The following is a 23,082-nucleotide window of genomic DNA, read 5'->3' as shown; positions in this document are numbered from 1 at the left end:
TGACCGATCCGCTCATCACGAACCCTTCAATATAACTAGTTGATACCTTCACCTACCGAGCGGTAAGTAGTGCCGTCATACTCCGTGTGTGTGCCGCGCGGCACCGCCGGGGATACGCGGAGAGGCCGATGACGACTTCACGAGCCGGTGGGCGTGAACCCTCCGACTATCAGATACTTTCGGCCCGCGCATCGCGGGCCTTCGCCATCCGGCTCGCCACGGCGAATCTGGGTCTATTCATCGCCCTGTTGACGCCGGTGGTGGTCACGATGCAATTGCGCGTCGAAGAGCTGGCTCCGGCGCACAAGGAGCGGACCGTCGGGTTGATTCTGGGCACCGGCGCACTGCTCGCGATGATCGGAAATCCGCTTGCCGGAAGCCTTTCGGATCGGACGACCTCACGCTTCGGCCGCCGCCGACCGTGGTTGATCGGCGGTGCTGCGCTGGGAACGGCAGGACTGACGATCGTCGCCACGGTGCCGTCGGTTCCGGCGGTGCTCCTCGGATGGCGCGTGGCACAGCTGGCCTTCAACGCGGTGATGGCCGCGCTCACAGCGACCATCCCCGATCAGGTTGCCCCTGCCGAACGCGGGCTGGCCTCGGGTGCAATGGGTTTCAGCCAGGTCGTGGCGATCATCGGCGGCGTCCTGCTGGCCGCCACATTGCCGGGAGCCGCGAAATTCTTGGCGCCCGCGGCCGTCGGCTTGATCCTGATCACCGCCTTCGCGGCCACCCTGAACGATCCGGCGGTGCCCGCCCCACGCGAGCCCTTTTCCGCGCGCGCATTCGCAAGCAGCTTCGTGGTCGATCCCCGGCGCCACCCGGATTTCGGATTCGCTTGGTTGACACGGTTTCTCGTCATGCTCGGCATCGCAATGCCGCTATCGTTCCTGCTGTTCTTCCTACAAGATCGGCTCGGCCTGTCCGAAGACGAGGCCACCGCCGGTCTCGCAACGCTGGTCACCGCAAGTTATGGCTGCACGGCATTGGCATCGGCCTTCGGCGGTTGGATCTCCGACCGCGCCGCACGCCGCAAGATCTTCGTGATCACTTCAGCACTGATCCTGTCGGCCGGACTCGCATTGTTGTCCACCGCAAGCACTTTCGCGACAGTGCTCGCCGCACAGCTTATCCTCGGCATCGGCACCGGAATGTTCTTCGCGGTGGACATGGCGCTGGTCACCCAGGTACTCCCCGACCCGCGAACGGCGGCAAAGGATCTCGGCGTCATCAATATCGCCAACGCGCTGCCGCAGTCGCTGGCCCCAGCCATCGCCCCCTTGTTCCTGGCAGTCGGTCCGAGTAAGAACTACCCACTGCTGTTCGCATTCGCCGCGGTCAGTGCGCTGACCGGCGCTGTCCTGGTCACACGAATAAGGGGAGTCGACTGACCATGAGGAACGGGACCACACACAAGAAGCTGGTACGAACCTGTCTCCGTACCACATTCGGTCTCGCCGCCGTCACGGCACCGATCGCCGTGACACCCACGCCCCTGGTCTCGGCAGCGCCGACGGGCACGACACCCGCCGGGGCACCGCAGCGCATCAACCAGGACTCCTGCGCGCCCACTGTTCCCGACGCAGTTCCAGTCGTGCTGTTGCACGGTGTCGCCGGTGACGCCGATCGCAACTGGAGCTATCTCGGGCCCACTCTGGCCAACGCCGGTTTCTGCGTCTACTCCTTCACCTACGGCGGCGCCAACGCGCTCGACATCGGCGGCCTCGGCCCGCTCGACGAATCCGGCCGAGAGGTCGAACAGCAACTCGCCCAACTGATCATCCGGCTCCGCGCCCCGAAGATCGATCTGATCGGCCACTCCCAGGGCGGCGTCATCGCGCAATATCTGGTGAAAGCCGCCCCTGCCATCGCATCCCATGTCCGAACCGTGATCGCCATCTCCGCACCCACGCACGGAGTCATCGAGGGCCCCGCCGCGGGCATCTTTGGCGGCGTCATCGAGCATGTTCCCGCACCGCCCTCGGTGAACGACCTCATCACTGGTTCGGAGATCACGCGGGAGCTCGAATCCGGACCGGTCACCGTCCCCGGCATCGCCTACACGACCGTGGCCAGCACAGCCGATCCGGTCACCTCGTTCCAACCCGGTACGACCCGAATCGATGAACCCGGTGTCGAAAACCACACCATCCAGACGGTGTGCCCGAATAGCAGAGTCGGACACGCCGGGATCGTCTTATCCCCCACCACAGCAGCGATCGTTCTCAACGCACTGGACCGCTCGACCGTGCGAACGATCCCCTGCCAGGACGATCTGCCCGTCTAGGTCGCCTGCCGGACAATTGCCGATGTCAATTGCGGTTCGCTCTCAAAATGCAACGTTCGAACTGGTTCACCCACCCGCTGCGGCGTTGATGGGCGATCTGGTGCCGCGATCGAACGCCTGGGTTCGGAATATTGCTTGCGCAGCTCATCCCGTTGAGCGGGACACACAGCGCGCGGTTGTCGCACCGAGGTCGAACCTTGCAGTCCACCAGGCTATTTCGCAAACTCACGCTCCGTGCCGAAGTGCCTGCCGAGGGGTCGATCGGACCCCCGATTCCGGGCGCTCGGCGACGCGGTGGACATCAGGAGGTCGTGCATGTACGCGGATGTGACGGAGCCCGAGGGCACCGACATCGACTGGAACCCGCCCGGCAGTTTCGTGACCCGGGCGAGCGCCGCACTGCTGCAGCGACTCGACGGCATCGCCGATCGTTTGACCGCGCAGATCGAGCAGGCCGAATCATTCTACGGCGGTGCGGGTTTGGTGGCGTCACAGGATCTGTGGCTCAGCAATCGCGCCAACCTGGGGGCGGCACTGGCTTATCTGTCGAGGCACACCGCGCCCAGCACTGCGGCGCCCCGCGACACCGGGCGCCGCCGCGCCGAAGCGGGCGTCCCGTTGCCGTCGGTGCTGCGCGCCTATCGGATCGGCGGCGAGGTTATCTGGGACGAACTGCTCGCGGAGGCGGGCGACGATTCGAGGGCGAATCAGGAATTGCTCGCCGTCGCGACCGAGATCTGGCGGCTCATGGACGAATACTCCCAGGCGCTCACCGTCGGATATCAAGAGGCCATCACGGCACAGGTGCGCCGCGACGCCGGTGCGCACGACGCCGCCATGGATGCGCTGTTCAGTGGCCAGACCGACGGTGCGCGGCTGTGGGAGTGCGCGCGCACCCTCGGCCTGCCCGCGCACGGCGAATTCGTCGTGGCAGCGGCGTCCACCGAGACAGCGGCCACGGAGGCGCTGCCCGGCATCGACACCGCCTTGTCTATGCTGGGGGTCGCGTCCGCCTGGCGGTTGCGGATGGACACCCACATCGGAATCATCTCGCTCACAGCGCGTTTCACCGCCGAACGCCTGTGCGCCCTGCTGGCCGAACGCGCTGTCGACCGGATCGGCGTCAGCTCGGCGTTCACCACCCTACCGGAGACACCGGTAGCCCTGCACCAGGCCGAATTGGCCTGCGCGGCAGCACACCCCGGCTCCGGCGAGGTACTGCGCTATGAAGAGGCACTCATTCCGGTACTGCTGGCCGGGTCGCCCGCGGTATCCGGTGCGCTGGCGGAGGCGGTGCTCGGTCCGATACTGGCGCTGCCTGCACACGATCGCGATACCTTGCTGACCACCGTCTGCGAATGGTTCGAGCGCGACGGCGATGTCGCGGCGGTCGCGGCGGCGCTGTTCTGCCACCGGAATACGGTGCGGCTCCGCCTGAGCCGGGTCGCCCAGCTCACCGGACGACGCTTGGCCACACCGCGCGCGGCCACCGAGATCGACCTGGCCCTGCGTGCGCACCGCATCCTCGGCGGCAACACCACGGACCGGTGAGACGCGGATCTCGCGCTACCCGTGTCAACCGCTCCGATGTCCCGCCTCGCGCGAACCAATCGGCGGCTGCTCCCACCAGCCGCCGAGTCTGTGCGTCGAGCCGCGACAGATCACCGATGGCCGGCGGGAGCACCCTCGAAGCCGGTGTAGCAGGGTCACTCACCAGTGGCCTGCACGCGGGGGCGACGGCGGATCAGAGCCACCACCACCAGCGCTGCACCAACTGCCGCGAGCACGATAGGCACGACCAGACTGACCAGCGTGAGCTTCCCCGCGGAATCGGATGCCTTGTCCGCCTGCGCCTTCTGGCTTTCCTCGGTCAGTGTGGCATCGACCGAAAGCACCTGGGTCAGCGGCATCGTCTGGCCGCCCGACTGCACGGCCGCGGTGATGGTACGCACCAGGTGCTGGTCGATGGTGACGCCCGTGCGCTGATCGGCGTAGGTTTCGATGCTGGTCTCGAACAGGTAGGTCAGCGGGATCGGGTCAGGCAGAATCGCCGATGCCGCACCGAATCTCGCGGCGGTCTCGGCCGGCAGCGCGGACAGCAGGGCAGCGGCCGTGGTCTTGGGCAGCGTCGATGGGAAGCTGGACAGCGTTTCCTTGTCCTTGACCTGCCCCGACGCGGAGACGGTGTAGACGTTCACGTCCCGGCCCTGACGAGTGTCGGTGCGCGCGAACTTCACGGGTGCTGCGGCTTGGAGGTTGGGCACCCACAGTTGGTAGTGGTCATTCTGGTCGGCCCCGATCGGGAACCCGATGGCCAGGCCCTTGGCAGGTTCGGCGGTCACGCCGGCGGGCGGCGTGATCGCCTCCATGGTCTTGCGATTCAGCGCGAAGGTGCGTTCGGTCGGTAGTGCGGTCGGCCCCGCGACCAGCGTGGAGGTGTCCTTGACAACGGCGGTATCGCCGTGCGTCTCGACCACGGCGATGTTGCGATCTATGGTGATCGGCACCTCCTTGGCGAACACCTTGTCGGCCTGACCCTGTTGCAGCGCTTGCGCATTGAGCAATGTGTGCGCGGTACCGCTGTATCGAATGGCGATATCGGTATCGGCAGGCAGGCGGCTGACCGACGGCGTCACTACGAAGCGCGTGACGGCACCGAGAACGACCAGCACAATCCCGACGACTAGAACGATGGCAGATGAACGGCGCATCAGATCCTCTCCATGATCCGCCACCGGGAAGGTGTACCCGGTGTAACAGTCCACTGAGTCCACCAGCGCACCCCGCCCGACCCAATGTGCCAGGTACCAGCGTTTACGCCATCAGATATGCATCCAGAACAGCGTTCCCCACCGAAGCGTTCGCGCCCCGATTTGTTTCCCATTTCCCCGCGAGAAGACCTCCGAATGTGTAATCCGCCCGCACGAGAAGACCGTCGCCTTGTCGCACGCGCGACTTGCGCCGAGCGGGTGCTGCCACTATTCGAGGCGAAAGCTCCTACCACACCCGTCCACACGAGCGATCGAGGGCGCTCGGGCTCTCGCGCTCGATGGCAAGCAGACAGCACACCTGCGCTCTCTTGCCTGGGCGGGCTCACGTAGCCGCGCGTGAGGTCGGCAATCCCGCAGCCGCCGCTCGCGCCGCGTTGCGGACGCAACTACCCGGGCGTGGCCATCCGCGTCGCCCGACGTGGCGGAACCCCACCGGACACCAAGGACCTTGCCATTCGCAGGTAGCGTTCCGCAATCTCGTCGATCGTCAGTGAGCCCGACGGGGCAAACCACTGACAGACGCCATTGATCAGATCCATCAATGCCATCGTGATCAGCTCAGCGTCAACGGGTCCGGAGCCTTGGATAACGGCAACGACCTCGCGAACGGCCCGTTGGTAGGCGGTCTGGAGACGCACGATCGTTCTCAATTGATCGAGAGACAGCGCGCCACGATTGCCCCGGATGGTCAGTAGCTCGGTGCGCCGTTCGTTGCTGATCGTCAGGTGGAGCTTGATGGCCGCATCCAGACGCTCCTGATGCGGGCGGGTCGAGTCGCTCAGTATCGGCAGCAGTGCATTGTTGAAGTCGGTCATGAACTGCCGGGATATCGCGAACAGCACGTCCTGCTTATTGCGGTAGTGGTGATACATCGTCGAGGAGGAGATCCCCGCGGCTTCGGCGATGTCGCGGATCGCGGTCATTCCGTAGCCGCGGTGGTGAAAGAGTTGCGCCGCTTCGACCCTGATCCGATCGGCTACGTCCACGCCGCCGTCGAGTCCAAGATTTCTCGCCACTTCCGCCCTCCGACGTCAGGTGTTCCGCAGAGGAAATCTAGCAGGAGGGGCCGCGCCCGAAGCACGCCCGCCGCCCTCAACGAGACGGCCGCTGCCCGTTTTCGGGGAAGGACGGCACGATGATCTCGCGTTTGAGGATCTTCCCGGTCGCACCCTTCGGCAGTGCGTCGACGAAGTGCACGTGGCGCGGGTACTTGTAGGCGGCGACACGCAGTCGCGCGAAGTCGATCAACTCCTCAGCTGTTGCCGTAGCGCCCGGCTTCAGCGCCACGACGGCCCACACCTCTTCGCCGAGCCTCGCATCGGGCACGCCGATGACTGCGACCTCGGCGACAGCCGCATGCTCATACAGCACTTCCTCGATTTCCCGGGGATAGACGTTGTAGCCGCCGCGAATAACGAGATCCTTCTTCCGGTCGACGATGTAGTAGTAGCCATCGGCATCGCGTCGAGCCAGATCTCCGGTGCGGAACCAGCCGTCGGGGATCGCCGCGGCGGTTGCCGACGGATTACCCCAGTACCCCTTCATCACATTGTCGCCGCGGATCACGATCTCACCAACCGCACCGTCGTCCACCTCACGACCGGCGTCGTCGACTAGTCGTAGCCGCACTCCGCGCACCGGCAGCCCGATCGATCCCGCCTTGCGTTCACGGTCGGGCAGATTGAACGCGGCCACCGGGCTGGTCTCCGACAACCCGTACCCTTCGAGCACAGTGCAGCCGAATGCCTCTTCGAATCCACGCGTCACCTCCACCGGCATCGAGGCCCCGCCGGACACGCACAGTCGCAGTCGCGACACATCGAACGTCGTCGCACCGGGATGATGCAGTAGCGCCGTATACATCGTCGGGACGCCCTCGAACACCGTGACCCGGTCCCGTTCCAATACCTCGAGCACCGTCCCGGCATCGAAACGCGCCACCAGTGTCAATAAGGCACCGACCTTCATCGCCGCGTTCAATGCGCAGGTCTGGCCGAAAACATGAAACAGCGGAAGGATTCCCAAGACCACGTCCCGAGAGGTGAGGTTCAGCAGGGTCGAGACCACAACATCGCAGTTGGCCGCCAGGTTTGCGTGCGTCAACTCCGCGCCCTTGGGCTTGCCCGTCGTGCCGGAGGTGTACAGGACGACCGCCGTGTCGTCCTCCGCTCGCTCCTCGTACCCCGGCATCGGTTCGAATTCTTCGAGGAGTGCCGCGAACCCGTCAGCGGTGACGGCGATCGGTTCCGCACCGGCCGTGGCGGCGCTGACCGCCGCGGTCGCCGCCACGTCTGCCCAGGCGAACAGCAGCTTCGCACCCGAATCGACCAGATGGAACGTCAATTCACGTTCCTTCAGCAACGGATTGAGCGGAACGACGATTCCACCGGCCCTGAGCACGCCGTAGTAGCAGATCGCGAACTCGGGGATGTTCGGCAGGCAGATGCCCACGGCATCACCCGGCGTGATTCCCCGGACCCGGAGTAGTCCGGCGATCCGTGCGGTGGCGGCCTCCACCGCCGCGTAGTCCATGGTTCGGTCGCCGATCCGAAGTGCCGGAGCCGCAGGGGCATTCGCGGCGCTCACGGCAAGATTGAGTGCCAGATTTGCCATAATTCTTCTCCCGTGACGCGCGTCGAGGACGCAGCCTCGTGCAGTGGGGGGCGCCTTCGCGCGCGCCGCCTATTGTGAAAACAGCTGCGCGCGAAGGCACTTCAGGTGAAAGGAGTCAGCCGACCGGGATGATGCTCGAACCGAGACGCCAGATGGTGTCCAGCAGATCCTGCCGTGCCGGAAGGACTTCGCGGCTCATGGCCTCGGCCATGAGTTCCCGGAATGCCCCGAGGAAGGCGGCGGAAACCAGCCGTGCGTCGACCGCTGGATCGACCTCACCGTTGCGTTGCGCGTGCACGACATTCCGTGCGGCCATATCGATTTGAGTGGCGAGCCGCTCCGCATCGGCCTGTGCGGCGGAAGGTTCCCGAAGTCGCCTGCCCACGATAATCCGCGCGAGCGGGTCGTCGCAGAGAAAGTCGATCTCCCGGGACAGACGCAAGCGTTCACGCTCCGCCCAACCCAGCCCTGGAGGTCCCACGACGGCAAATACAGCCTCGTCGTAGGAGTCGTAGAAGCCGTGGACAACCGCCGCGACCAGACCATCCTTCGCACCGAAGTATCGGTAGAGCAATCCGGGCGATGCCTCGGCGCGGGCCGCGACCTTGGCCACCTCGAGGGTTCCTCCGGTCTCCAGCAGTTCTGCGCGGGCGGCATCGATGAGCCGCCGGCGCGTTGCCCCGCCGCGGGCCGTCAGCACGGACTGCGAAGACTTGTCAGGGGATGATGACATTGTCAGGGTTCGGCTGCTCTTCCTTGGGGGCGGTGCTGTAGTCGCCGAATGGCATGTCCCGCAGGTTGGTGACTGCGCCGACGCCCTGCGTCTCGGCAAGTTCGATGAAATGCAGTGCCTCGGGAGTGTTTCGCATCAGTCCGTCCAGGATCGGTCCGAGCGTCTGGGTGCTGGCCAGACCCATGTTCTCGTAGGCCTGATTGACGATCAGCTTCATCGCGGACAGCTGCGAGACCGGGATGCCGGCTAGCTGCTCGACCCAACGCGCCACCTCGGTTTCAAGCTCTGCGAACGGCACTGCCTTATTGATGAGTCCGATCTGTGCTGCCTCCACGCCCGACACGGGTTTGCCGGTCAGAGCATACTCCTTGGCCTTGGTCAGCCCGAGGCGGTAGATCCACATGCCGGACAGGTGGCAGCCCCACATACGCGCATATGGCGTACCGATCCTGGCGTCCTCGGAGGCGATGACGATATCCGCGCCGAGCGCCATCTCACTGCCGCCGCCGATGCACCAGCCGTGGATCTGCGCGATCACCGGCTTCTGGCTGCGCCACATGCTCATGAACTTCTGGGTCGGAGATTCCGACGGCGTGGTCGCCATGACGAAGTCCTTGCCTGCGTCCCATTTGCCGTCGGTGGTCAACTGGTCGTCCCAGTGCCGGAATCCGCCGCTGAAATCGTATCCGGCACAGAAGGATCGACCGGCTCCACGCACGACGACCACCTTGACCAGCGGGTCCCGGTTCGCCTGAGTCATCGCGTCCTGCAGCTCGTCGGGCATCGGCGGGACGATCGTGTTCAGCCGTTCCGGCCGGTTGAACGTGATCGTGGCTACGGGACCTGCGACGGAGTAGATCAGAGTCTGGTACATTTTCCACCTTCCAGTGCTAAAGTGAATTCACTTTAGCTTTATTGCAACGCCGTTGTCCACCCACAGATTCGTCCGACGCCGATCCCCGACCGGACCCATTGACGAACCGGGAGTGACGTGGGTAACTTGGCGGGCAATCCACCGGTCGATCATTTGATCGACCGAATGCTGTTGTACCTGAACCAATTTCGATCAACTCAGTGAACAGAGAGGCGGTCAACCGCCATGGAGTTGTCAACAACCGGTCCCCACACCACCCCGAACCCCGGAACGAAGGTCATCGTCACCGGCGCGGCCGGTGGGATCGGCGCCGCACTGATCGCGGCCCTCGCCGGACTCGGCTGCCAAGTCGCCGGAATCGACCGGCCGGGCACCGCACTGCCCGACGGCCTCGCGGCGATCCCGCTGTTCGAGGCCGACCTTGCCGACGAATCCGCCGCAGCCGCCGCCGTCGAGAAGGCGGTATCGCTGCTCGGCGGACTGGACTGCCTGATCGGCGCGGCCGCGAACGTCGCATCCGTCCACCGCGCCACAACGTTCCCCCCGAGCACATTCCGGCGGGACATCGAGTCGAACCTGCTGTCCCAGTTCTGGACGGCCCAGGCCGCCTACCACCCGCTCGCCGAGAGCAACAGCGCCAACCTGGTCCTGTTCTCCTCGACCGGCGCGTTCGACGGGCTACCGGGGCAGGTGTCCTACGCGGCCGCCAAAGCAGGAGTGATCGGCTTGGTCCGCACCCTGGCGGCGGAGTGGGCCGACTCCGGAATCCGCGTCAATGCGATCGTCCCTGGTCTGGTCGCTACCCCCAAGGTGCTCGCGCTGCCCGAGTCCACGCGGGAGCGGATACTGCGGAACGTCGCGATGAAGCGCCTGGTCGAGGTGGACGAGATCGTCGCGTCGGTGCTGTTCCTGATGTCGCCCGGCGGCGGCGCGATCACCGGCCAATCGCTGCGGGTGGACGGGGGCGCAGGGATCAATACCGAAGGCCTTTACCACGCATGAACGCGCAGAACGACCGAACCCCCTACACGCCAGTGGTCGACGGCGTGGTCGATGCCACGTTCGCCGCCGTGGCGGCGGAGTTCGAACGGAACTTCACCCACCGCGGCGAGATCGGCGCGTCATTGTGCGTCTTCGTCAATGGCACACCGGTCGTCGATCTGTGGGGCGGAGTCGCCGATCCCGAGACGGGACGCCGCTGGGACCGGGACACAGTCAGCGTCGTTTTCTCGTGCACCAAGGCCGCCGTCGCACTCTGCATCCACCTCCTCATCCACTCCGGTGACATCAGCGCAGACATGCCGGTCAGCCGGGTATGGCCGCAGTTCGCGGCACATGGCAAGCGCGACATCACCATAGGAATGCTGCTCGATCATTCGGCGGGGATCCCGGTGCTCAGTGAGCGAATCGGACCGAAGGCGCTCGAGGACTGGGATTTCGTCACCGGGCGAATCGCCGACCAGACGCCGTTCTGGCGTCCCGGCGACCGGCACGGCTACCACCCCGTCACCTTCGGCCATACGCTCGGTGAAGTCGTTCGCCGCGCCACCGGCACTTCGATCGGCGAGTTCTTCGCCTCGGAGATCACCCGACCCTTGGGAATCGACTTCTGGATCGGACTGCCGGCGCAGATCGAGCCACACATCGCTCCGATCATCAATCAGGCCGCGGGCGGGCCCATGACACCGTTTCTCGATGCCGCCCTCCATCAACGAGGTTCGATCCCCAACCTCGTCGTGTTCAACTCGGGAGATTTCGCCCGCAGCGGGGTGAACACCCGCGCCGGACGCGCCGCAGAGATACCTGCTGCGAACGGCATCACCCATGCGAGAGGCCTTGCGCAGCTGTACGCGAGCGCCTTGTGGCACCCGGCGCTGGCCATGGCGCTCGGTGCGGGTGAGTACTCCCTCCAGGTGGCCTCCGACGGTTTCGACCAGACATTGCTGATGCCGACCCGATTCAGCCGCGGATTCATGCTGGCGATGGACAACCGCGAGAGATTCGGCGAGGGCCACAGCATGCGGGTCGGTCCGCGCGCCTTCGGCCACTGCGGATCTGGCGGATCGATCGGATTCGCCGATCCCGCAGCCGGTGTGAGCGTCGGCTACACCATGAACAAGCTGGGCCCCGGAACCCTTCTCAACGAGCGCGGGCAGTCCCTCGTCGATGCCATCTACCGCTCACTCGGCCACTCGGCCCCGCCGGTTCGCCGGCGGCAACTCGGACAGGACCAACAATGACTTCCGCCAATAGCGGAGCCGATCCGACGCGAACGGACGTGCTCATCCTCGGCGCCGGATTCTCCGGACTCGCGGCGGCGGCCATGCTCGCCCGCACGGGCCGCCTCGACTATCTGATCCTCGAACAGGGGGACGACGTGGGCGGAACCTGGCGGGAGAACACCTATCCCGGCTGCGCGTGCGACATTCCCTCACCGCTCTACTCGTTCTCGTTCCGGCAGAACCCGGACTGGCGGCACCTCTTCGCCGGACAGCGGGAAATTCTCGACTATCTGCGCGACACCAGCCGCGATCTCCGGATCACCGAGCGTATTCGCTTCGACACCAAGGTGATCGCCGCCGATTGGGATGAACGAGACGGGCTCTGGGCGGTCCGCACGGCGGACGGCGCAATGTTGCACGCACGATTCCTGGTGTCCGCCATGGGAGTTCTGCATCATGCCGCCAATCCGAAGCTACCGGGCATCGAGAATTTTCAGGGCTCGGTATTCCACTCCGCGAACTGGGATCACTCGTGCGACCTCAGCGGCAAACGGGTCGCCGTCGTCGGCACCGGCGCCAGCGCAATCCAATTCGTTCCCGCCATCGCGGACCGAACCGCGGAACTTGCGGTCTTCCAGCGGACCGCGCCGTGGATCGTGCCCAAGTTCAACCGAGCCTTCAGCGGGAAGGAACGAAAGGAGATCCGCCGCAATCCGATCAAACGCTGGTACCGGCGCGCACGCCTGTTCTGGATCCACGAGCAGCGCGCGGGGGGATTCGTCTCCGACGCCTCGAAGATGGGTCCCACCAAGGCATTGGCCTCGGCTCATCTCACCAAGCAGGTTCGCGACCCCGAACTGCGGGCCAAGCTGACCCCCGATTACGAGATCGGCTGCAAGCGGCTACTCATCTCCAGCGACTACTACCCGGCCTTGACCAAGCCGCACGTCAACCTCGTCACCGCGGGCATCGAGGAAGTGCGCACACATTCGGTACTCGCCACGGACGGAACGGAATACGGTGCCGATGTCCTCATCTTCGGCACCGGCTTCGACGCCCAGAACAGCCTCACCCGGGTGCCGATCCGTGGACGCGGTGGCATTCCGCTCGGTGCACAATGGGCGTCAGGGCCCGAGGCGTACATGGGTACCACGGTGTCGGGATTCCCGAATCTTTTCCTGCTGTGCGGCCCGAACACCGGTCTCGGACACAACTCTCAAGTGTTCATGATCGAGGCGCAGGCCCGATACATGATCCAGTGCCTCCGGTACGCCGGTCGCCGCGGCGTGATCGAAGTCAAGCCGGACGCCCAACACCGTTTCAACGAGTTCCTGCAGGGGCGGCTCTCCTCGACCGTATGGCAGGCGGGCGGCTGCAAGAGCTGGTACCAGGATCCCGTCACTGGGCGTAACACGCTGTTGTGGCCTCGATCCACAGTGTCGTACTGGATCCGCTCTCGCTTCGTCCGGCGCGCCGACTATCTCCGCCACCTCTGAAAGGCTCCACCATGTCGACAATTCCACTCCTACTCCACCGCAACGCCGAGCACTTCGGCGACAAGCCCGCACTGTCCTACGACGGAAACACCCTCACCTGGAACGAAACCCGGTCGCGGATCGCCGAGGTCGCGTACGGACTCTCCCGGCTGGGTGTGCGCAAAGGCGGGCGAGTGGCCATCATGATGTCCAGCCGCCCTGAACACTGGCTGATCGACCAGGCCGTCGTGCACGTGGGCGCGCTACCGACAACGGTGTACGGCACGATGCCGTCCTCGCAGATCGCCTACCTGGCCGAGCACAGCCGCGCCACCGTCGCGGTGCTCGAAGGCAAGGCGGAGGTCGATCGCTGGCTCCCTGTTCTCGACCAGCTGACGGAGCTCGAACACGTCATCGTGCTGGATCCCGATGCCTGTATCGACGACGACCGCTTCATACGGTGGTCCGACGCGATCACCGGCGAGACGGATCTCACCGCGTTCGAAGCCGGTTGGCGTGACATATCGTCCGACGATCCCATCACGCTGATCTACACCTCGGGGACGACTGGCGTGCCGAAAGGTGTACTGCTGACGCACCGCAACGTGATCGCCAATGCGGAAGCCCGGGACGCGGCAGCACCGACCCCCGAACATTTCCGGAGCGTGTGCTATCTGCCGTTGGCGCACATCGCCGAACGCATGGTGTCGGTCTACATGGCCATTCACAAGGCCGGTCACGTGACGTTCTGTCCGGATCCGAGCAACCTCGTGGGATTGCTCGTTCGGACCCGCCCAACCAGCTTCTTCGGGGTACCCCGCATTTGGGAGAAGCTCGCGGCCGCACTGCGCGCACGCCCGGAGTCATCCCTCGCCGACGTCGGTCTGGATCAGGTCACGTGGGCCTGCAGCGCCGCCGCGCCGCTGCCCATGGATGTGCAGGAGTACTTCCGGACCCGCGGCATCGCGATCCTCGAGGCCTGGGGAATGACCGAAACCACGGGCGTAGCCACGGCGACCGGAGCGGCGGACTTCCACCTCGGATCGGTCGGAAAGCCCATCCCCGGCAATGAGATTCGGCTACTCGACGACGGTGAGGTCCTCGTCCGTGGTCCCATCGTGGCCACTGGATACCTCCAGGCGGACGGATCCGTTACACCCGTCACCGACGACGAGGGCTGGATGCATACCGGCGATGTCGGGCGGCTCGACAACGGGCACCTCTACATCATCGATCGGAAGAAAGACCTCATCATCACCGCGGGCGGCAAGAACATCGCCCCCACCGCGATCGAAGCGCTGCTGACCAAGCACAACTTGATCGGCCAAGCACTGGCCTACGGCGACCGCCGACCGTACGTCGTCGCCCTCATAGTGCTCGACCAAGACGCGGTAACAGCATGGGCGACAGCCCGCGGCATCGTCGTCGAATCCGCGGATGACCTTGCCACCCACCCCGACCTGATCGCAGAACTGGACCGTGCGGTCGCGGAGGCCAACCAGGACCTCGCTCGCGTTGAACAGGTCAAACGTTTCGCCGTCCTCTCCACCGAATGGACTCCGGACGGCGGAGAACTCACCGCGAGCATGAAGATCAGAAGGCGCAGCGTACACGAGATGTACGGCAACCTGATCGACGCACTCTACTCGTGAGGACTCGCACCGCGTGTCCGGTGGCTGCCAGGAACTGTTGCATCAACTCCCCCGAGCACGATAGGCCAGAAGCGGTCTGGCGACCGCTGGAGCCGCGGCATGGGCGCTGTCATCGACGTTGGTCTGAATGAGCAGCTGGTCATAGCCGGCCACCGCGGTCTGAACGTCTTCCGTCAGCGCCGAACCACCGAGGTTGATCAGTACCGGCACATCAACCATCTGCACCGCATCGACGACTCGAACGGCTGCCGTCTCGATGGGTAACTACCAGCCGTAGACCGAGAAGGACTTGCCAGCGTCGATGTCGTGCATGGCCACCCGGCAGTAGTCAGCCATGCGGTCCAGCAAGGCATCTGCCGTGAACCATTCAAGGCCAATGCACTTGTCCCGCTCCGGGTTCGTCAGCTCACCCTGCCAGCCAAGCACCGTGAAGAAGAACGCCATCCGTCGGCGTAATGGCCGCGACCTAGGTACCGAGCGTCATCGTGCCGTGCGCGACGGCGTAGCCGCCATAGCCGATCGAGGGCGCTCGACGGCAAGCCGACAGCACACCCCTGCGCTCTCTTGCCCGGGCGAGCTCACGCAGCCGCGCGTGAGGTCGGCAATCCCGCTGCCATAGCCGCCACTCGCGCCGCGTTGTAGTAGGCCCAGTGCCGCAGGTCGTTGAACAGGTTCTGTATGGCATAACGTCCAGCTCTGACCATTCACCCCGGCGCACAATGCCGGACGGGGTGTAGACGCGAGCGTTCGGGGAACGCGGGGAGAGAGGGCGGAAAGGCGAGGGGGCACACTGCCTGCGCATACCGTAATTCGTGGTTGTCAGGGAGGTTGTCATGACGAGTGATCCCCAGCCGGCCAAACAGCCGGTCAGCGCCGCCCTGGCGGGCCCGTACGGGCATCCGTTTCATCCGATCCTGGTCACCGTCCCGATCGGGGCCTGGGTGGCAAGCTTGGTCTTCGACGTGGCCTCCCGCCTCGTCGACGATCCGGACTTCCTGGCCCGAGGGTCGATGTGGCTGATCGCGATCGGTGTGCTCGGCGCCCTCGCCGCAGCCGCGATCGGACTGCTGGATCTGCTGGCCATACCGACCGGCACTCCCGCGTTCCGGACCGGGCTGGTCCACATGAGCCTGAACCTGGCTGTGGTCCTCGTCTTCGCCGTCGGTTTTCTGTGGCGGCGCACCGGTGATGGCCCGCACGGTGCAGTGAGCTGGGGCCCGCTGCTGTTGAGCGTGGTAGCACTGCTGGCGCTCGCAGTATCGGGCTATCTCGGCGGCAAACTCGCCTTCCGCTACGGAGTTCGCGTCGTCGACGAGACCACCCAGGCCAGCGGATTCCAGCGTTGAACCCCACCTCTACCAATTACCGAGGAGCACATCATGGGTATCGCCGCATTGATCCTGTGGCTGTTGACTGCGGTCGGCGGTTTCGTCATGCTCGGCACCTGGGTCGCGAAAGGCGGTGCGCGCCAGCCCCGTAGCACCCACCTGCCGCCACCGGTACTGTTCGGCCACTTTCTGTTGGCCGTGACCGGACTGATCGTGTGGATCGTCTACCTCGCCACCGACAAGGACGCGCTGGCCTGGGTCGCCTTCGCACTGCTGGTCCCCGTCGCACTACTCGGATTCACCATGCTGATCCGTTGGATACCGGTCTACCGGGCCCACGCCGCCCCAGCATCGACCGCCGCGGCACCGGCGGCACACGATGATCCGGCCGAACGGCATTTCCCCATCGCGATCGTCGCCGGTCACGGTGTGTTCGCCGTGACCACCGTGGGACTGGTGTTGCTGACTGCCCTAGGCGTGGGCCAGAGCTGATCGATGTGGCAAATCCTGCTCTCCACGTCTCCATCACCCCGACAGGACGACAGCCAACGAAACAACCCTCGAATCCTCCCGATACCGAGCATGTCCGCCTCATCGCTGGGTAGTCAGTAAACGTTCAGCTATGAGAATGCAGGAGATGATGAAGGTGGTGATACCGATGTGTACGCAAATGATGGACATGATGCGCAACATGTGGAACATGATCTTCCCCAACATGCCCATGTAACCCCCAACCCACAGCGACCCGAAGACAACGGCGCACGATCGACGACCGTGGGTTCAACCGATTAGCCGATGACCGAGCACGCGACCGATTCCCACGACGTCATCTGGTTTATTCGGGCTTTCGACTGCTCGGCCTCCAGCGTGTCACGGATTGGGAGAATTCCGCTTCTTCGCACTGGCCGGCCTCTGGGCGCGCGATTGCATCACCGTTGCCGACACAGTTCCCGACGGTTCCGACGAACTTGCCTTCTGACAGCTCTGGACGACTTGGCCGAACCGGTGCACGGTATCGGTCAAGTCGTCCGATCGTCATACTGGCGGCGGAATGACCGGTGTGAGGAGCATCCGGCTAGCGGTGGCGACGGTTTGCTTCAGGGTTCGCCGTGTCATTCCGAGCAGCATGCTGTTGTCGCGCTGCATCCAGAGCATCTGGGTGGTGGCCCAGGCGGCGTCTCGGGCGCGGGCAATGCTGAAACTGCTCAGGATGTGCTCGAGTGTTTCGGCGTCCTTGGTGGCCAGCTTGGCCAGCGCGGGCTCGTATTCCGCCCGAACCTCCGCCTCGATCTCGGCCAGCAGTTCGTTGACCTTGAGGTAGTCGGCGTGCACCGGTTTGGTGTCGGGCGTGGTGGCCCGCTCCTTGCAGGTCTCGACCACCGCGACCGCCAAATCGTGGTTGATGTGAGCATTCATGCCTGCCAGTGCGAACTGCAATGGCCACACGGTGCGGTTGGACCGGGAATCGAAGACCGGTTTCCAGACCGCGTCGGGCTGCTTGCCGAGCTTGGCGGCGTCGACCGCGTCGAAATACAATCCCGCGAAGACCACATCGAGCCGTTCGACGAATTCAGGATCCGCGAAGAATCCTTCAGTGATCTGCTTTCCCACCAATTCGGTAACGCGCAGATACATGCCGTTGAAGCTCGCGACTCCGTCTCGCGGATCGAGTTCTTCCTTGATGGCACGCATCCGCCGGATAACCTCTTCGACGGGTCCGGGAATTTGTGTGGTTGTCATGGCGCCCTCCTCCGCATAGATCGTTGTGCCTGTCACACGACATTGTGTGGATACCGTTCTGAATATATCTCGTAATCCGTTGGCGCGGTGTTGATTTCACTGCACGAGAGAACTCGGGATAATACCGACCAACCCGTTCGTGTGAATATCCGCTCCCGGTATCGAAAAGCTTTCTCGATCTCGATCAAATTCCAGTGCGCAATGGCGCGACGGATCGCCTAGATCACACTGATGTGCTTCGCATCGGCCACCGCTACACTGCCGCAGCGACGCCCGTAGTCAAGTTGATCGAATGCTGGGCGATGCCAACGTTGCCGTTGGCACTCGCCTCTCGTCTACGGTCCTGTACGGACATAGGGACTCCCGTGTTGGTCACCCGTGCGCAACTGAGATACCTGGAGCATCTCCGCGCTGCCTCCGGCGGAGAGTGGTTGCATCCTTGTCACTTCAGAGTCCTGGATCGACTCGACGACGAGACCGACGGCTCTGGCCGAAGGCGAGCTGGGTTGCTCATCACTTCCGCATCGAACCGACGCCCATCCGACAGCCGACTTCGCATACCGGCCCAAATATAGTGGCAATCCAGCTCACTTACCAGACAACGACGCTTTTCTTATGATCATGATGCGGTTGCGGTACGCACCCCGCGGGGTAAGGTCCGGAACGGCGGACAGGGGCCTACGCGACTTCAGGCGGCCGCTCGAAGTTCGCGAAATGCCGCCGGAGTATGCGGTAGAAATTGATCCAGTTGTCAACTGCGGCAACGAGTTCTGCTTTTCAGCATGCGCATCGTGCTCATGTTGCGCGACGCGATGTCGCGTGTATGGGCTAACCGCGACCCGCGTTGCGGGCAGTGCCGCGGTGGGCGGGTACGGTGCCGGGGTCTTCCGGCCAGGCGTGTTTGGGGTAGCGTCCGCGCAGGTCGGCGCGGACCTGTGGCCAACCGGTACGCCAGAAAGAGGCCAGATCCGCGGTAACTGCGACCGGGCGTTGGGCGGGTGAGAGCAGATGCAGCACTACCGGGACGTGGCCCTCGGCCAGGCGCGGCGCGTCCGTCCAGCCGAAGATTTCCTGCACCTTGACCGCGAGCACCGGCGGGTCGGCCGAGTAGTCGAGGCGGTGGCGACTGCCGGACGGGACCTCGATGCGTTCGGGCGCGAGTTCATCCATGTGCGCCGCGGCAGGCCAGGGCAGCAGGCGGCGCAATGCCTGTCCGGCATCGACACGTTCGAGGTCGGCACGGCGACGAGCGGTGGCCAGTTCGGGGCCGAGCCAGCTTTCGATCCCGGCGAGCAGTGACTCGTCGTCGACCGGCGGCCAAGGGGCGCCGAGGGTGCGGTGCAGGAAGTCCAGACGCTGTCGCAGGACGATCGCGTCGGCATCCCAGCGCAGCAGGCCCAGCCCGGTCTCGCGCAGTCCACGACGCACCGCATCGCCGAGCAGTCGGCGATCGGGGTCCCGAATCGGATACTCCAACAACAGAATCGCTCCGAGTCGCTCGACTCGGCGAGCAACCACGTCACCGTCGGTCCAGTCCACCTCGTCGACGGTCACCAACAGATTCGATGCGGCACGGCGGGCGAGCTGTTCATCGGCGGCGGCGGCCAACCGTATCCGCCCGTCGGAGTGCCCAGGGTCGCGAGTTGCCACCGCGACCGCCAGCCATTCCGAATCACCCAATCCGGAACCGGGTGGCAGCGTCGCCGCGGTGCCACCCGCCATGAGATAGATCGACGAGCCCGCACCACGGCGACGCGCCAAACGTTCCGGATGAGCCAGCGCGATAACCAGAGCCGGATCGTCGACACCGTCGGACACTTCGACCAATCGCGCCAGCCGCTCGACCTCTCGTCGCCACCGGGTCGGGCGTTCCCGCCGCAGTTCTCGCAGAGCAGCCGTGATATCCACGCCGCGAGCGACGGTGTCGTCGTCGAGTACCGTGACCACTTCCGCGGCCGCCCGCCCCCCGACCTCGGCGGCGCCGTCGAGCAACGCTCGTGCCAGCCGCGGATGCAGTCCGATCCCGGCCATCCGACGCCCACGCTCGGTCACCTGATCCGCATCAACCGCCCCCAATGCGCTCAATACATCCCGCCCGGCGGCCAATCCGCCGGAGGGTGGAGCGTCCCACCAGGCGAGGCCATGTCCGTCGGGGGTACCCCAGCATGCCAGTTCCAACGCCAACCGGGTCAGATCCGCCGTCCGGATCTCCGGCTCCGGATAGGCGGGCAAGGTGGCGTGTTCATATTCCGGCCAGCAACGCCATACCCGACCCTGCGCTTCGCGCCCGGCCCGTCCGGCCCGCTGCTCGGCAACCGCCGCCGAAACCCGGACTGTCGCAAGTCCTGCGAGTCCCCGCACTCGATCGATGCGCGGGACCCGAGCCAGCCCCGAATCAACCACCGCCCGCACCCCCGGCACCGTCAGACTGGATTCGGCCACCGCAGTGGACAGCACCACTCGCCGCCGCGACCCGGGCCGCAGCGCGGTGTCCTGGCCCACGGCCGACAGCCTGCCGTGCAGCGGAACGAGGTCCACCCCTTCGACATCCGCCAATAGCTGCGTCGTCCGGCGGATTTCAGCGGCACCGGGCAGGAAGACCAGCACGTCACCGCCAGTTCCGGCGAGCGCGGCCCGGGTAGCCCTGGCCACGTGCGCCTCGATTCGCTCCCGCGGCAACGACGGAACATAGGTCAGTTCAACTGGATGAGTCCGCCCCCGCACCTCCAGGACCGGCGCCGCGCCATCTTTACCCAGGAGTATCGAAAGGCGTTCGGCCGCAACGGTCGCCGAGGTCGCGAGCACCCGAAGATCCGGCCGCAACCCCGCGCGAGCATCGAGCAGCAAGGCCAGCAGCAGATCCGCGTCGAGGTGCCGTTCGTGGCACTCGTCGAGCACGACCGCATCGACCCCGGTCAGCTCGGGATCACCCTGCAACCGCCGCACGAGCAAGCCCGACGTAACGACCTCGACCCTCGTCCCCGGACCCACCTGCCGATCCCCGCGCACCGAGTACCCGATGGTCTCCCCCACCGATTCCCCCAGCAGCGCGGCCATCCGCCCGGCCGCTGCCCGCGCCGCCAGCCGCCGGGGTTCGGCCACCAGCACCCGCCCCGGCGTCCCGGCCGCCAACGCCAATGGAACCAACGTCGTCTTTCCGGTCCCCGGTGGCGCCACCAAAACCGCCGTCCCGCGGTTGGCCAGGGTTGCGACAATTCGATCGAGAGCCGCACGGACCGGCAGATCGGGAAGCTCAGGCAGTTTCATCGCCAACCAGTCTGCCGCCCGCTTATTCCCTCCTCGCAACGCCTCCCTGGATCGCTCCTGGAATGGCTCACGTTTTCTTCACGGCATGCGTGCCGAGGAATGCGGTCTTGTCCGCGGCGAGCCTTCCGCACCGAAGCACGCCGAGCTCGAGCGGGTAGTGGGCGCCGGATTGACGGGCTCATACCCTGCCCAGTGACGCGAGCCGCAGGTGCGCGGCCTCGCCGACCGAATCGCGTGTCCCAGACCGCCGAAATCGCCCAACTGCGCGCCTGGCGACAACTGTTGGACCCGCCCCTCACCACCACCGCACCGATGTGGTGGATGGGACGTGACCGCTCGAACCATGACGGTCCCTCGACGACCAGCGACCACCCGATGGGCGTCGCGCACTCCATGGGCGGCAATCAGGGACCCGCCGGACACGGCCCAACGACGGCCCGGCATGGCTCCATCACCGAGATCACCCGGCTCTCCGGACAGCACGGCGCCGACGCCGATGTCTTCTTCCTACAGTTGATGATTCGACACCACGGTGGCGGCGTGGACATGGCCCAGACCGCGTTCAACACCGGATCCGCCGCCGCGGTGACCAGTCAGGCGGTCGCGATAGCGTCACAACCAGCGAAAATGTTGTCGTACAACATGATCCGAACCTATCGGGTACTGTCCTTCGGCACGTGTTTGTGAACGGGACAGCTGCTCAGAATATTTCGTACACTCCGGAATCGAGGCAAACGATTGAACCACAAGCTCTGGTTGCTCGGGCGGGTCGCCACAGTCGGTGGTCATGTGCTGCTAGAGAAGATCACCCGGCCGAAAGCGCGGAGCGCCGACGACGTCCCCATCTCCGGTGACGCGATCACCGTCGACTGGCTGACGGCTGTCCTGTGTCGCGACGTCCCCGATGCCGAGGTGCTCTCGTTCAGCACATCCAATGGTAGTCATGGCACGTCCACGCGGGTTGCGATTCGCGTCGACTACAACGAGGCGGGCCAGCAGGCCGGATTGCCTACCGAGCTGTTCGCGAAGACCACCACCTCCCTCAGCCAGCGCATATTGCTGGGCGGGGCGAAAATGATCGACGGCGAAACCCACTTCTTCATGGACTTGCGTCCCGAAGTCGAGATGGAGGCGCCGATCGGCTATTGGGGCGCCTTCGATTCGTCGTCGTGGCGGTCCATTGCGCTGATGGAGGACATCGCCGCGACTCGTGGCGCAGTGTTCATCGAGCCGAATGCCCCGATCGCCCGCGACCAGATCGAAGATCTGGTGCGCAATCTCGCCCGACTACACGGCACCTTCTGGAAGCATCCGTCGATCGCGGTCCTCAAGACCCCGAACGATATGCTCGACGCCGTCCGCTCTGCGATCGATATGAAGAAACGCTGCGAAGTCGGCATGGAGCGGGCCAAAGAGGTTATCCCCGCGACCCTTTACGGTCAGAGCGACCGGTTGTGGGCCGGCGTCGAGCGCGCGCTCGATATGGCGACCAAGGACATGGCCCCGACCTTGCTGCACGGCGACCCACACATCGGACAGACCTACGTGACCAGCGACGGACGTATGGGGTACGCCGACTGGCAAGTGGTGATGCAGGGCGGCTGGGCGCATGACTTCGCGTATACCGTCAACTCGGGATGCGAGCCCGAAGACCGGCGCGCGTGGGACCGCGAACTGCTGGAGGTCTACTTGGACGAGCTAGGGCGCGCCGGCGGCGAGGTGCCGTCCTTCGACGATGCCTGGCTGGCCTATCGACAGCAGTCCATGTTCGCCTACGCGGCCTGGGCATTCACCATCGGCCGAGCGGCATATCAACCCAAGATGCAAACGGACGAAACCTGTTTGACGTTGTTGAAGCGAATCACCACCGCCCTGGACGATCACGATTCGCTGGGCGCCCTCGGCATCTGACGAACCTCCAGGTGGTTCGTCACAGCCAAGATCAGTACCCCGACGCTATGCCCCTCAGCCGGTTCCGGCCGGAATCAGGTAACGCGCTCCCCGGCGCTGCGCCTCGGCACAGAATCCGTCCCACCCGCAGTGCACACGAATTGTATGGAGTTCCATCCTTGAGTACGCCGCCGTCGCAAATACCCACCCAATCCTGCCCGGTCTACCAC

The 23,082-nt window shown here is 65.0% G+C and carries 20 protein-coding genes; 11 read left to right on the top strand and 9 right to left on the bottom strand.

All coding sequences use genetic code 11. From position 1 onward, the window contains the following. The first annotated feature begins 128 nt into the window (after positions 1-128). The 3 genes from ACLMAL_RS37255 to ACLMAL_RS37245 all read left to right on the top strand — a co-directional run bounded on the left by ACLMAL_RS37255 (position 129) and on the right by ACLMAL_RS37245 (position 3,838). Positions 129-1,391 carry an MFS transporter gene (locus tag ACLMAL_RS37255; RefSeq protein WP_412003361.1) on the top strand — a complete coding sequence of 421 codons (1,263 nt, stop codon included), beginning with the start codon at positions 129-131 and terminating at the stop codon, positions 1,389-1,391. Positions 1,392-1,393: 2 nt separating this feature from the next. Then, the gene (locus tag ACLMAL_RS37250; RefSeq protein ID WP_412003360.1) at positions 1,394-2,287 is read left to right on the top strand and encodes an esterase/lipase family protein; all 894 of its coding nucleotides are present in this window, start codon (positions 1,394-1,396) and stop codon (positions 2,285-2,287) included. Positions 2,288-2,602: 315 nt separating this feature from the next. Continuing rightward, positions 2,603-3,838 (top strand): PucR family transcriptional regulator, encoded by a 1,236-nt coding sequence (locus ACLMAL_RS37245; protein WP_412003359.1) that lies wholly within the window; start codon positions 2,603-2,605, stop codon positions 3,836-3,838. Positions 3,839-3,993: 155 nt separating this feature from the next. Here ACLMAL_RS37245 and ACLMAL_RS37240 read toward each other — a convergent pair whose 3' ends face one another. The 5 genes from ACLMAL_RS37240 to ACLMAL_RS37220 all read right to left on the bottom strand — a co-directional run bounded on the left by ACLMAL_RS37240 (position 3,994) and on the right by ACLMAL_RS37220 (position 9,278). Continuing rightward, positions 3,994-4,998, bottom strand: coding sequence for a porin PorA family protein (locus ACLMAL_RS37240; RefSeq protein ID WP_412003358.1), 1,005 nt, complete (start codon positions 4,996-4,998; stop codon positions 3,994-3,996). Positions 4,999-5,444: 446 nt separating this feature from the next. Beyond that, positions 5,445-6,074: a TetR/AcrR family transcriptional regulator gene (locus tag ACLMAL_RS37235; protein WP_412003357.1), complete on the bottom strand. Its 630-nt coding sequence runs from the start codon at positions 6,072-6,074 to the stop codon at positions 5,445-5,447. 76 nt (positions 6,075-6,150) lie between these two features. Further along, positions 6,151-7,671 carry a long-chain-fatty-acid--CoA ligase gene (locus ACLMAL_RS37230; RefSeq protein WP_412003356.1) on the bottom strand — a complete coding sequence of 507 codons (1,521 nt, stop codon included), beginning with the start codon at positions 7,669-7,671 and terminating at the stop codon, positions 6,151-6,153. Positions 7,672-7,786: 115 nt separating this feature from the next. Next, positions 7,787-8,404, bottom strand: a complete 618-nt coding sequence (locus ACLMAL_RS37225; protein ID WP_412003355.1) for a TetR/AcrR family transcriptional regulator — start codon at positions 8,402-8,404, stop codon at positions 7,787-7,789. Beyond that, entirely contained in the window at positions 8,388-9,278 is an 891-nt protein-coding gene (locus tag ACLMAL_RS37220) for a crotonase/enoyl-CoA hydratase family protein (RefSeq protein ID WP_412003354.1), read from the bottom strand. Before ACLMAL_RS37220 ends, ACLMAL_RS37225 begins: the two co-directional genes overlap by 17 nt. A 225-nt stretch (positions 9,279-9,503) precedes the next feature. Between ACLMAL_RS37220 and ACLMAL_RS37215 the strand changes: the two genes are divergently transcribed. From ACLMAL_RS37215 to ACLMAL_RS37200, 4 genes are read left to right on the top strand one after another with little or no spacing between them, the layout of a single operon-like run. Further along, a complete protein-coding gene (locus ACLMAL_RS37215) occupies positions 9,504-10,280 on the top strand; it encodes an SDR family NAD(P)-dependent oxidoreductase (RefSeq protein ID WP_412003353.1) in 777 nt (258 codons plus the stop codon). Then, positions 10,277-11,518 carry a serine hydrolase domain-containing protein gene (locus ACLMAL_RS37210; protein ID WP_412003352.1) on the top strand — a complete coding sequence of 414 codons (1,242 nt, stop codon included), beginning with the start codon at positions 10,277-10,279 and terminating at the stop codon, positions 11,516-11,518. The genes ACLMAL_RS37215 and ACLMAL_RS37210 overlap by 4 nt, the downstream gene beginning before the upstream one ends. Continuing rightward, positions 11,515-12,996, top strand: a complete 1,482-nt coding sequence (locus ACLMAL_RS37205; protein ID WP_412003351.1) for a flavin-containing monooxygenase — start codon at positions 11,515-11,517, stop codon at positions 12,994-12,996. The genes ACLMAL_RS37210 and ACLMAL_RS37205 overlap by 4 nt, the downstream gene beginning before the upstream one ends. An 11-nt stretch (positions 12,997-13,007) precedes the next feature. Beyond that, positions 13,008-14,627, top strand: a complete 1,620-nt coding sequence (locus tag ACLMAL_RS37200; RefSeq protein ID WP_412003350.1) for an AMP-dependent synthetase/ligase — start codon at positions 13,008-13,010, stop codon at positions 14,625-14,627. A 42-nt stretch (positions 14,628-14,669) separates the two neighbouring features. On the opposite strand, the gene ACLMAL_RS37195 is transcribed toward ACLMAL_RS37200, so the two are convergent. Continuing rightward, positions 14,670-14,846, bottom strand: coding sequence for a hypothetical protein (locus tag ACLMAL_RS37195; protein WP_412003349.1), 177 nt, complete (start codon positions 14,844-14,846; stop codon positions 14,670-14,672). Positions 14,847-14,891: 45 nt separating this feature from the next. Beyond that, entirely contained in the window at positions 14,892-15,071 is a 180-nt protein-coding gene (locus ACLMAL_RS37190) for a hypothetical protein (protein ID WP_412003348.1), read from the bottom strand. 389 nt (positions 15,072-15,460) lie between these two features. On the opposite strand from ACLMAL_RS37190, the gene ACLMAL_RS37185 reads away from it, so the two are divergent. Then, positions 15,461-15,973: a DUF2231 domain-containing protein gene (locus ACLMAL_RS37185; protein WP_412003347.1), complete on the top strand. Its 513-nt coding sequence runs from the start codon at positions 15,461-15,463 to the stop codon at positions 15,971-15,973. A 33-nt stretch (positions 15,974-16,006) separates the two neighbouring features. Beyond that, positions 16,007-16,447, top strand: coding sequence for a hypothetical protein (locus tag ACLMAL_RS37180; RefSeq protein ID WP_412003346.1), 441 nt, complete (start codon positions 16,007-16,009; stop codon positions 16,445-16,447). Between the two features lie 543 nt (positions 16,448-16,990). On the opposite strand, the gene ACLMAL_RS37175 is transcribed toward ACLMAL_RS37180, so the two are convergent. Both ACLMAL_RS37175 and hrpB read right to left on the bottom strand, forming a co-directional pair. Then, on the bottom strand, positions 16,991-17,695 hold the full coding sequence (locus ACLMAL_RS37175; protein WP_412003345.1) for a DUF5995 family protein: 705 nt from the start codon (positions 17,693-17,695) through the stop codon (positions 16,991-16,993). 828 nt (positions 17,696-18,523) lie between these two features. Beyond that, positions 18,524-20,962: an ATP-dependent helicase HrpB gene (gene hrpB / locus ACLMAL_RS37170; protein WP_412003344.1), complete on the bottom strand. Its 2,439-nt coding sequence runs from the start codon at positions 20,960-20,962 to the stop codon at positions 18,524-18,526. 234 nt (positions 20,963-21,196) lie between these two features. Between hrpB and ACLMAL_RS37165 the strand changes: the two genes are divergently transcribed. Then, positions 21,197-21,649 (top strand): DUF305 domain-containing protein, encoded by a 453-nt coding sequence (locus tag ACLMAL_RS37165; protein ID WP_412003343.1) that lies wholly within the window; start codon positions 21,197-21,199, stop codon positions 21,647-21,649. Between the two features lie 51 nt (positions 21,650-21,700). After that, positions 21,701-22,873: a phosphotransferase gene (locus tag ACLMAL_RS37160; RefSeq protein ID WP_412003342.1), complete on the top strand. Its 1,173-nt coding sequence runs from the start codon at positions 21,701-21,703 to the stop codon at positions 22,871-22,873. Positions 22,874-23,082 lie beyond the last annotated feature (209 nt).

The organism is Nocardia sp. CWNU-33 (assembly GCF_046764895.1).
Classification (GTDB): Bacteria; Actinomycetota; Actinomycetes; order Mycobacteriales; family Mycobacteriaceae; genus Nocardia.
The sequence above is the reverse complement of the archived record's forward strand: the minus strand, read 5'-3'. Positions and strand labels throughout refer to the sequence as shown.

Excerpts from the sequence above, each read along its gene's own strand:
- ACLMAL_RS37195 (WP_412003349.1), bottom strand. The coding sequence starts at position 14,846 with ATGGTTGATGTGCCGGTACTGATCAACCTCGGTGGTTCGGCGCTGACG.
- ACLMAL_RS37255 (WP_412003361.1), top strand. The coding sequence starts at position 129 with ATGACGACTTCACGAGCCGGTGGGCGTGAACCCTCCGACTATCAGATA.
- ACLMAL_RS37185 (WP_412003347.1), top strand. The coding sequence starts at position 15,461 with ATGACGAGTGATCCCCAGCCGGCCAAACAGCCGGTCAGCGCCGCCCTG.
- ACLMAL_RS37205 (WP_412003351.1), top strand. The coding sequence starts at position 11,515 with ATGACTTCCGCCAATAGCGGAGCCGATCCGACGCGAACGGACGTGCTC.
- ACLMAL_RS37230 (WP_412003356.1), bottom strand. The coding sequence starts at position 7,671 with ATGGCAAATCTGGCACTCAATCTTGCCGTGAGCGCCGCGAATGCCCCT.
- ACLMAL_RS37250 (WP_412003360.1), top strand. The coding sequence starts at position 1,394 with ATGAGGAACGGGACCACACACAAGAAGCTGGTACGAACCTGTCTCCGT.
- ACLMAL_RS37220 (WP_412003354.1), bottom strand. The coding sequence starts at position 9,278 with ATGTACCAGACTCTGATCTACTCCGTCGCAGGTCCCGTAGCCACGATC.
- ACLMAL_RS37190 (WP_412003348.1), bottom strand. The coding sequence starts at position 15,071 with ATGGCGTTCTTCTTCACGGTGCTTGGCTGGCAGGGTGAGCTGACGAAC.
- ACLMAL_RS37245 (WP_412003359.1), top strand. The coding sequence starts at position 2,603 with ATGTACGCGGATGTGACGGAGCCCGAGGGCACCGACATCGACTGGAAC.
- ACLMAL_RS37225 (WP_412003355.1), bottom strand. The coding sequence starts at position 8,404 with ATGTCATCATCCCCTGACAAGTCTTCGCAGTCCGTGCTGACGGCCCGC.
- ACLMAL_RS37215 (WP_412003353.1), top strand. The coding sequence starts at position 9,504 with ATGGAGTTGTCAACAACCGGTCCCCACACCACCCCGAACCCCGGAACG.
- ACLMAL_RS37175 (WP_412003345.1), bottom strand. The coding sequence starts at position 17,695 with ATGACAACCACACAAATTCCCGGACCCGTCGAAGAGGTTATCCGGCGG.
- ACLMAL_RS37240 (WP_412003358.1), bottom strand. The coding sequence starts at position 4,998 with ATGCGCCGTTCATCTGCCATCGTTCTAGTCGTCGGGATTGTGCTGGTC.
- ACLMAL_RS37200 (WP_412003350.1), top strand. The coding sequence starts at position 13,008 with ATGTCGACAATTCCACTCCTACTCCACCGCAACGCCGAGCACTTCGGC.
- ACLMAL_RS37210 (WP_412003352.1), top strand. The coding sequence starts at position 10,277 with ATGAACGCGCAGAACGACCGAACCCCCTACACGCCAGTGGTCGACGGC.
- hrpB (WP_412003344.1), bottom strand. The coding sequence starts at position 20,962 with ATGAAACTGCCTGAGCTTCCCGATCTGCCGGTCCGTGCGGCTCTCGAT.
- ACLMAL_RS37180 (WP_412003346.1), top strand. The coding sequence starts at position 16,007 with ATGGGTATCGCCGCATTGATCCTGTGGCTGTTGACTGCGGTCGGCGGT.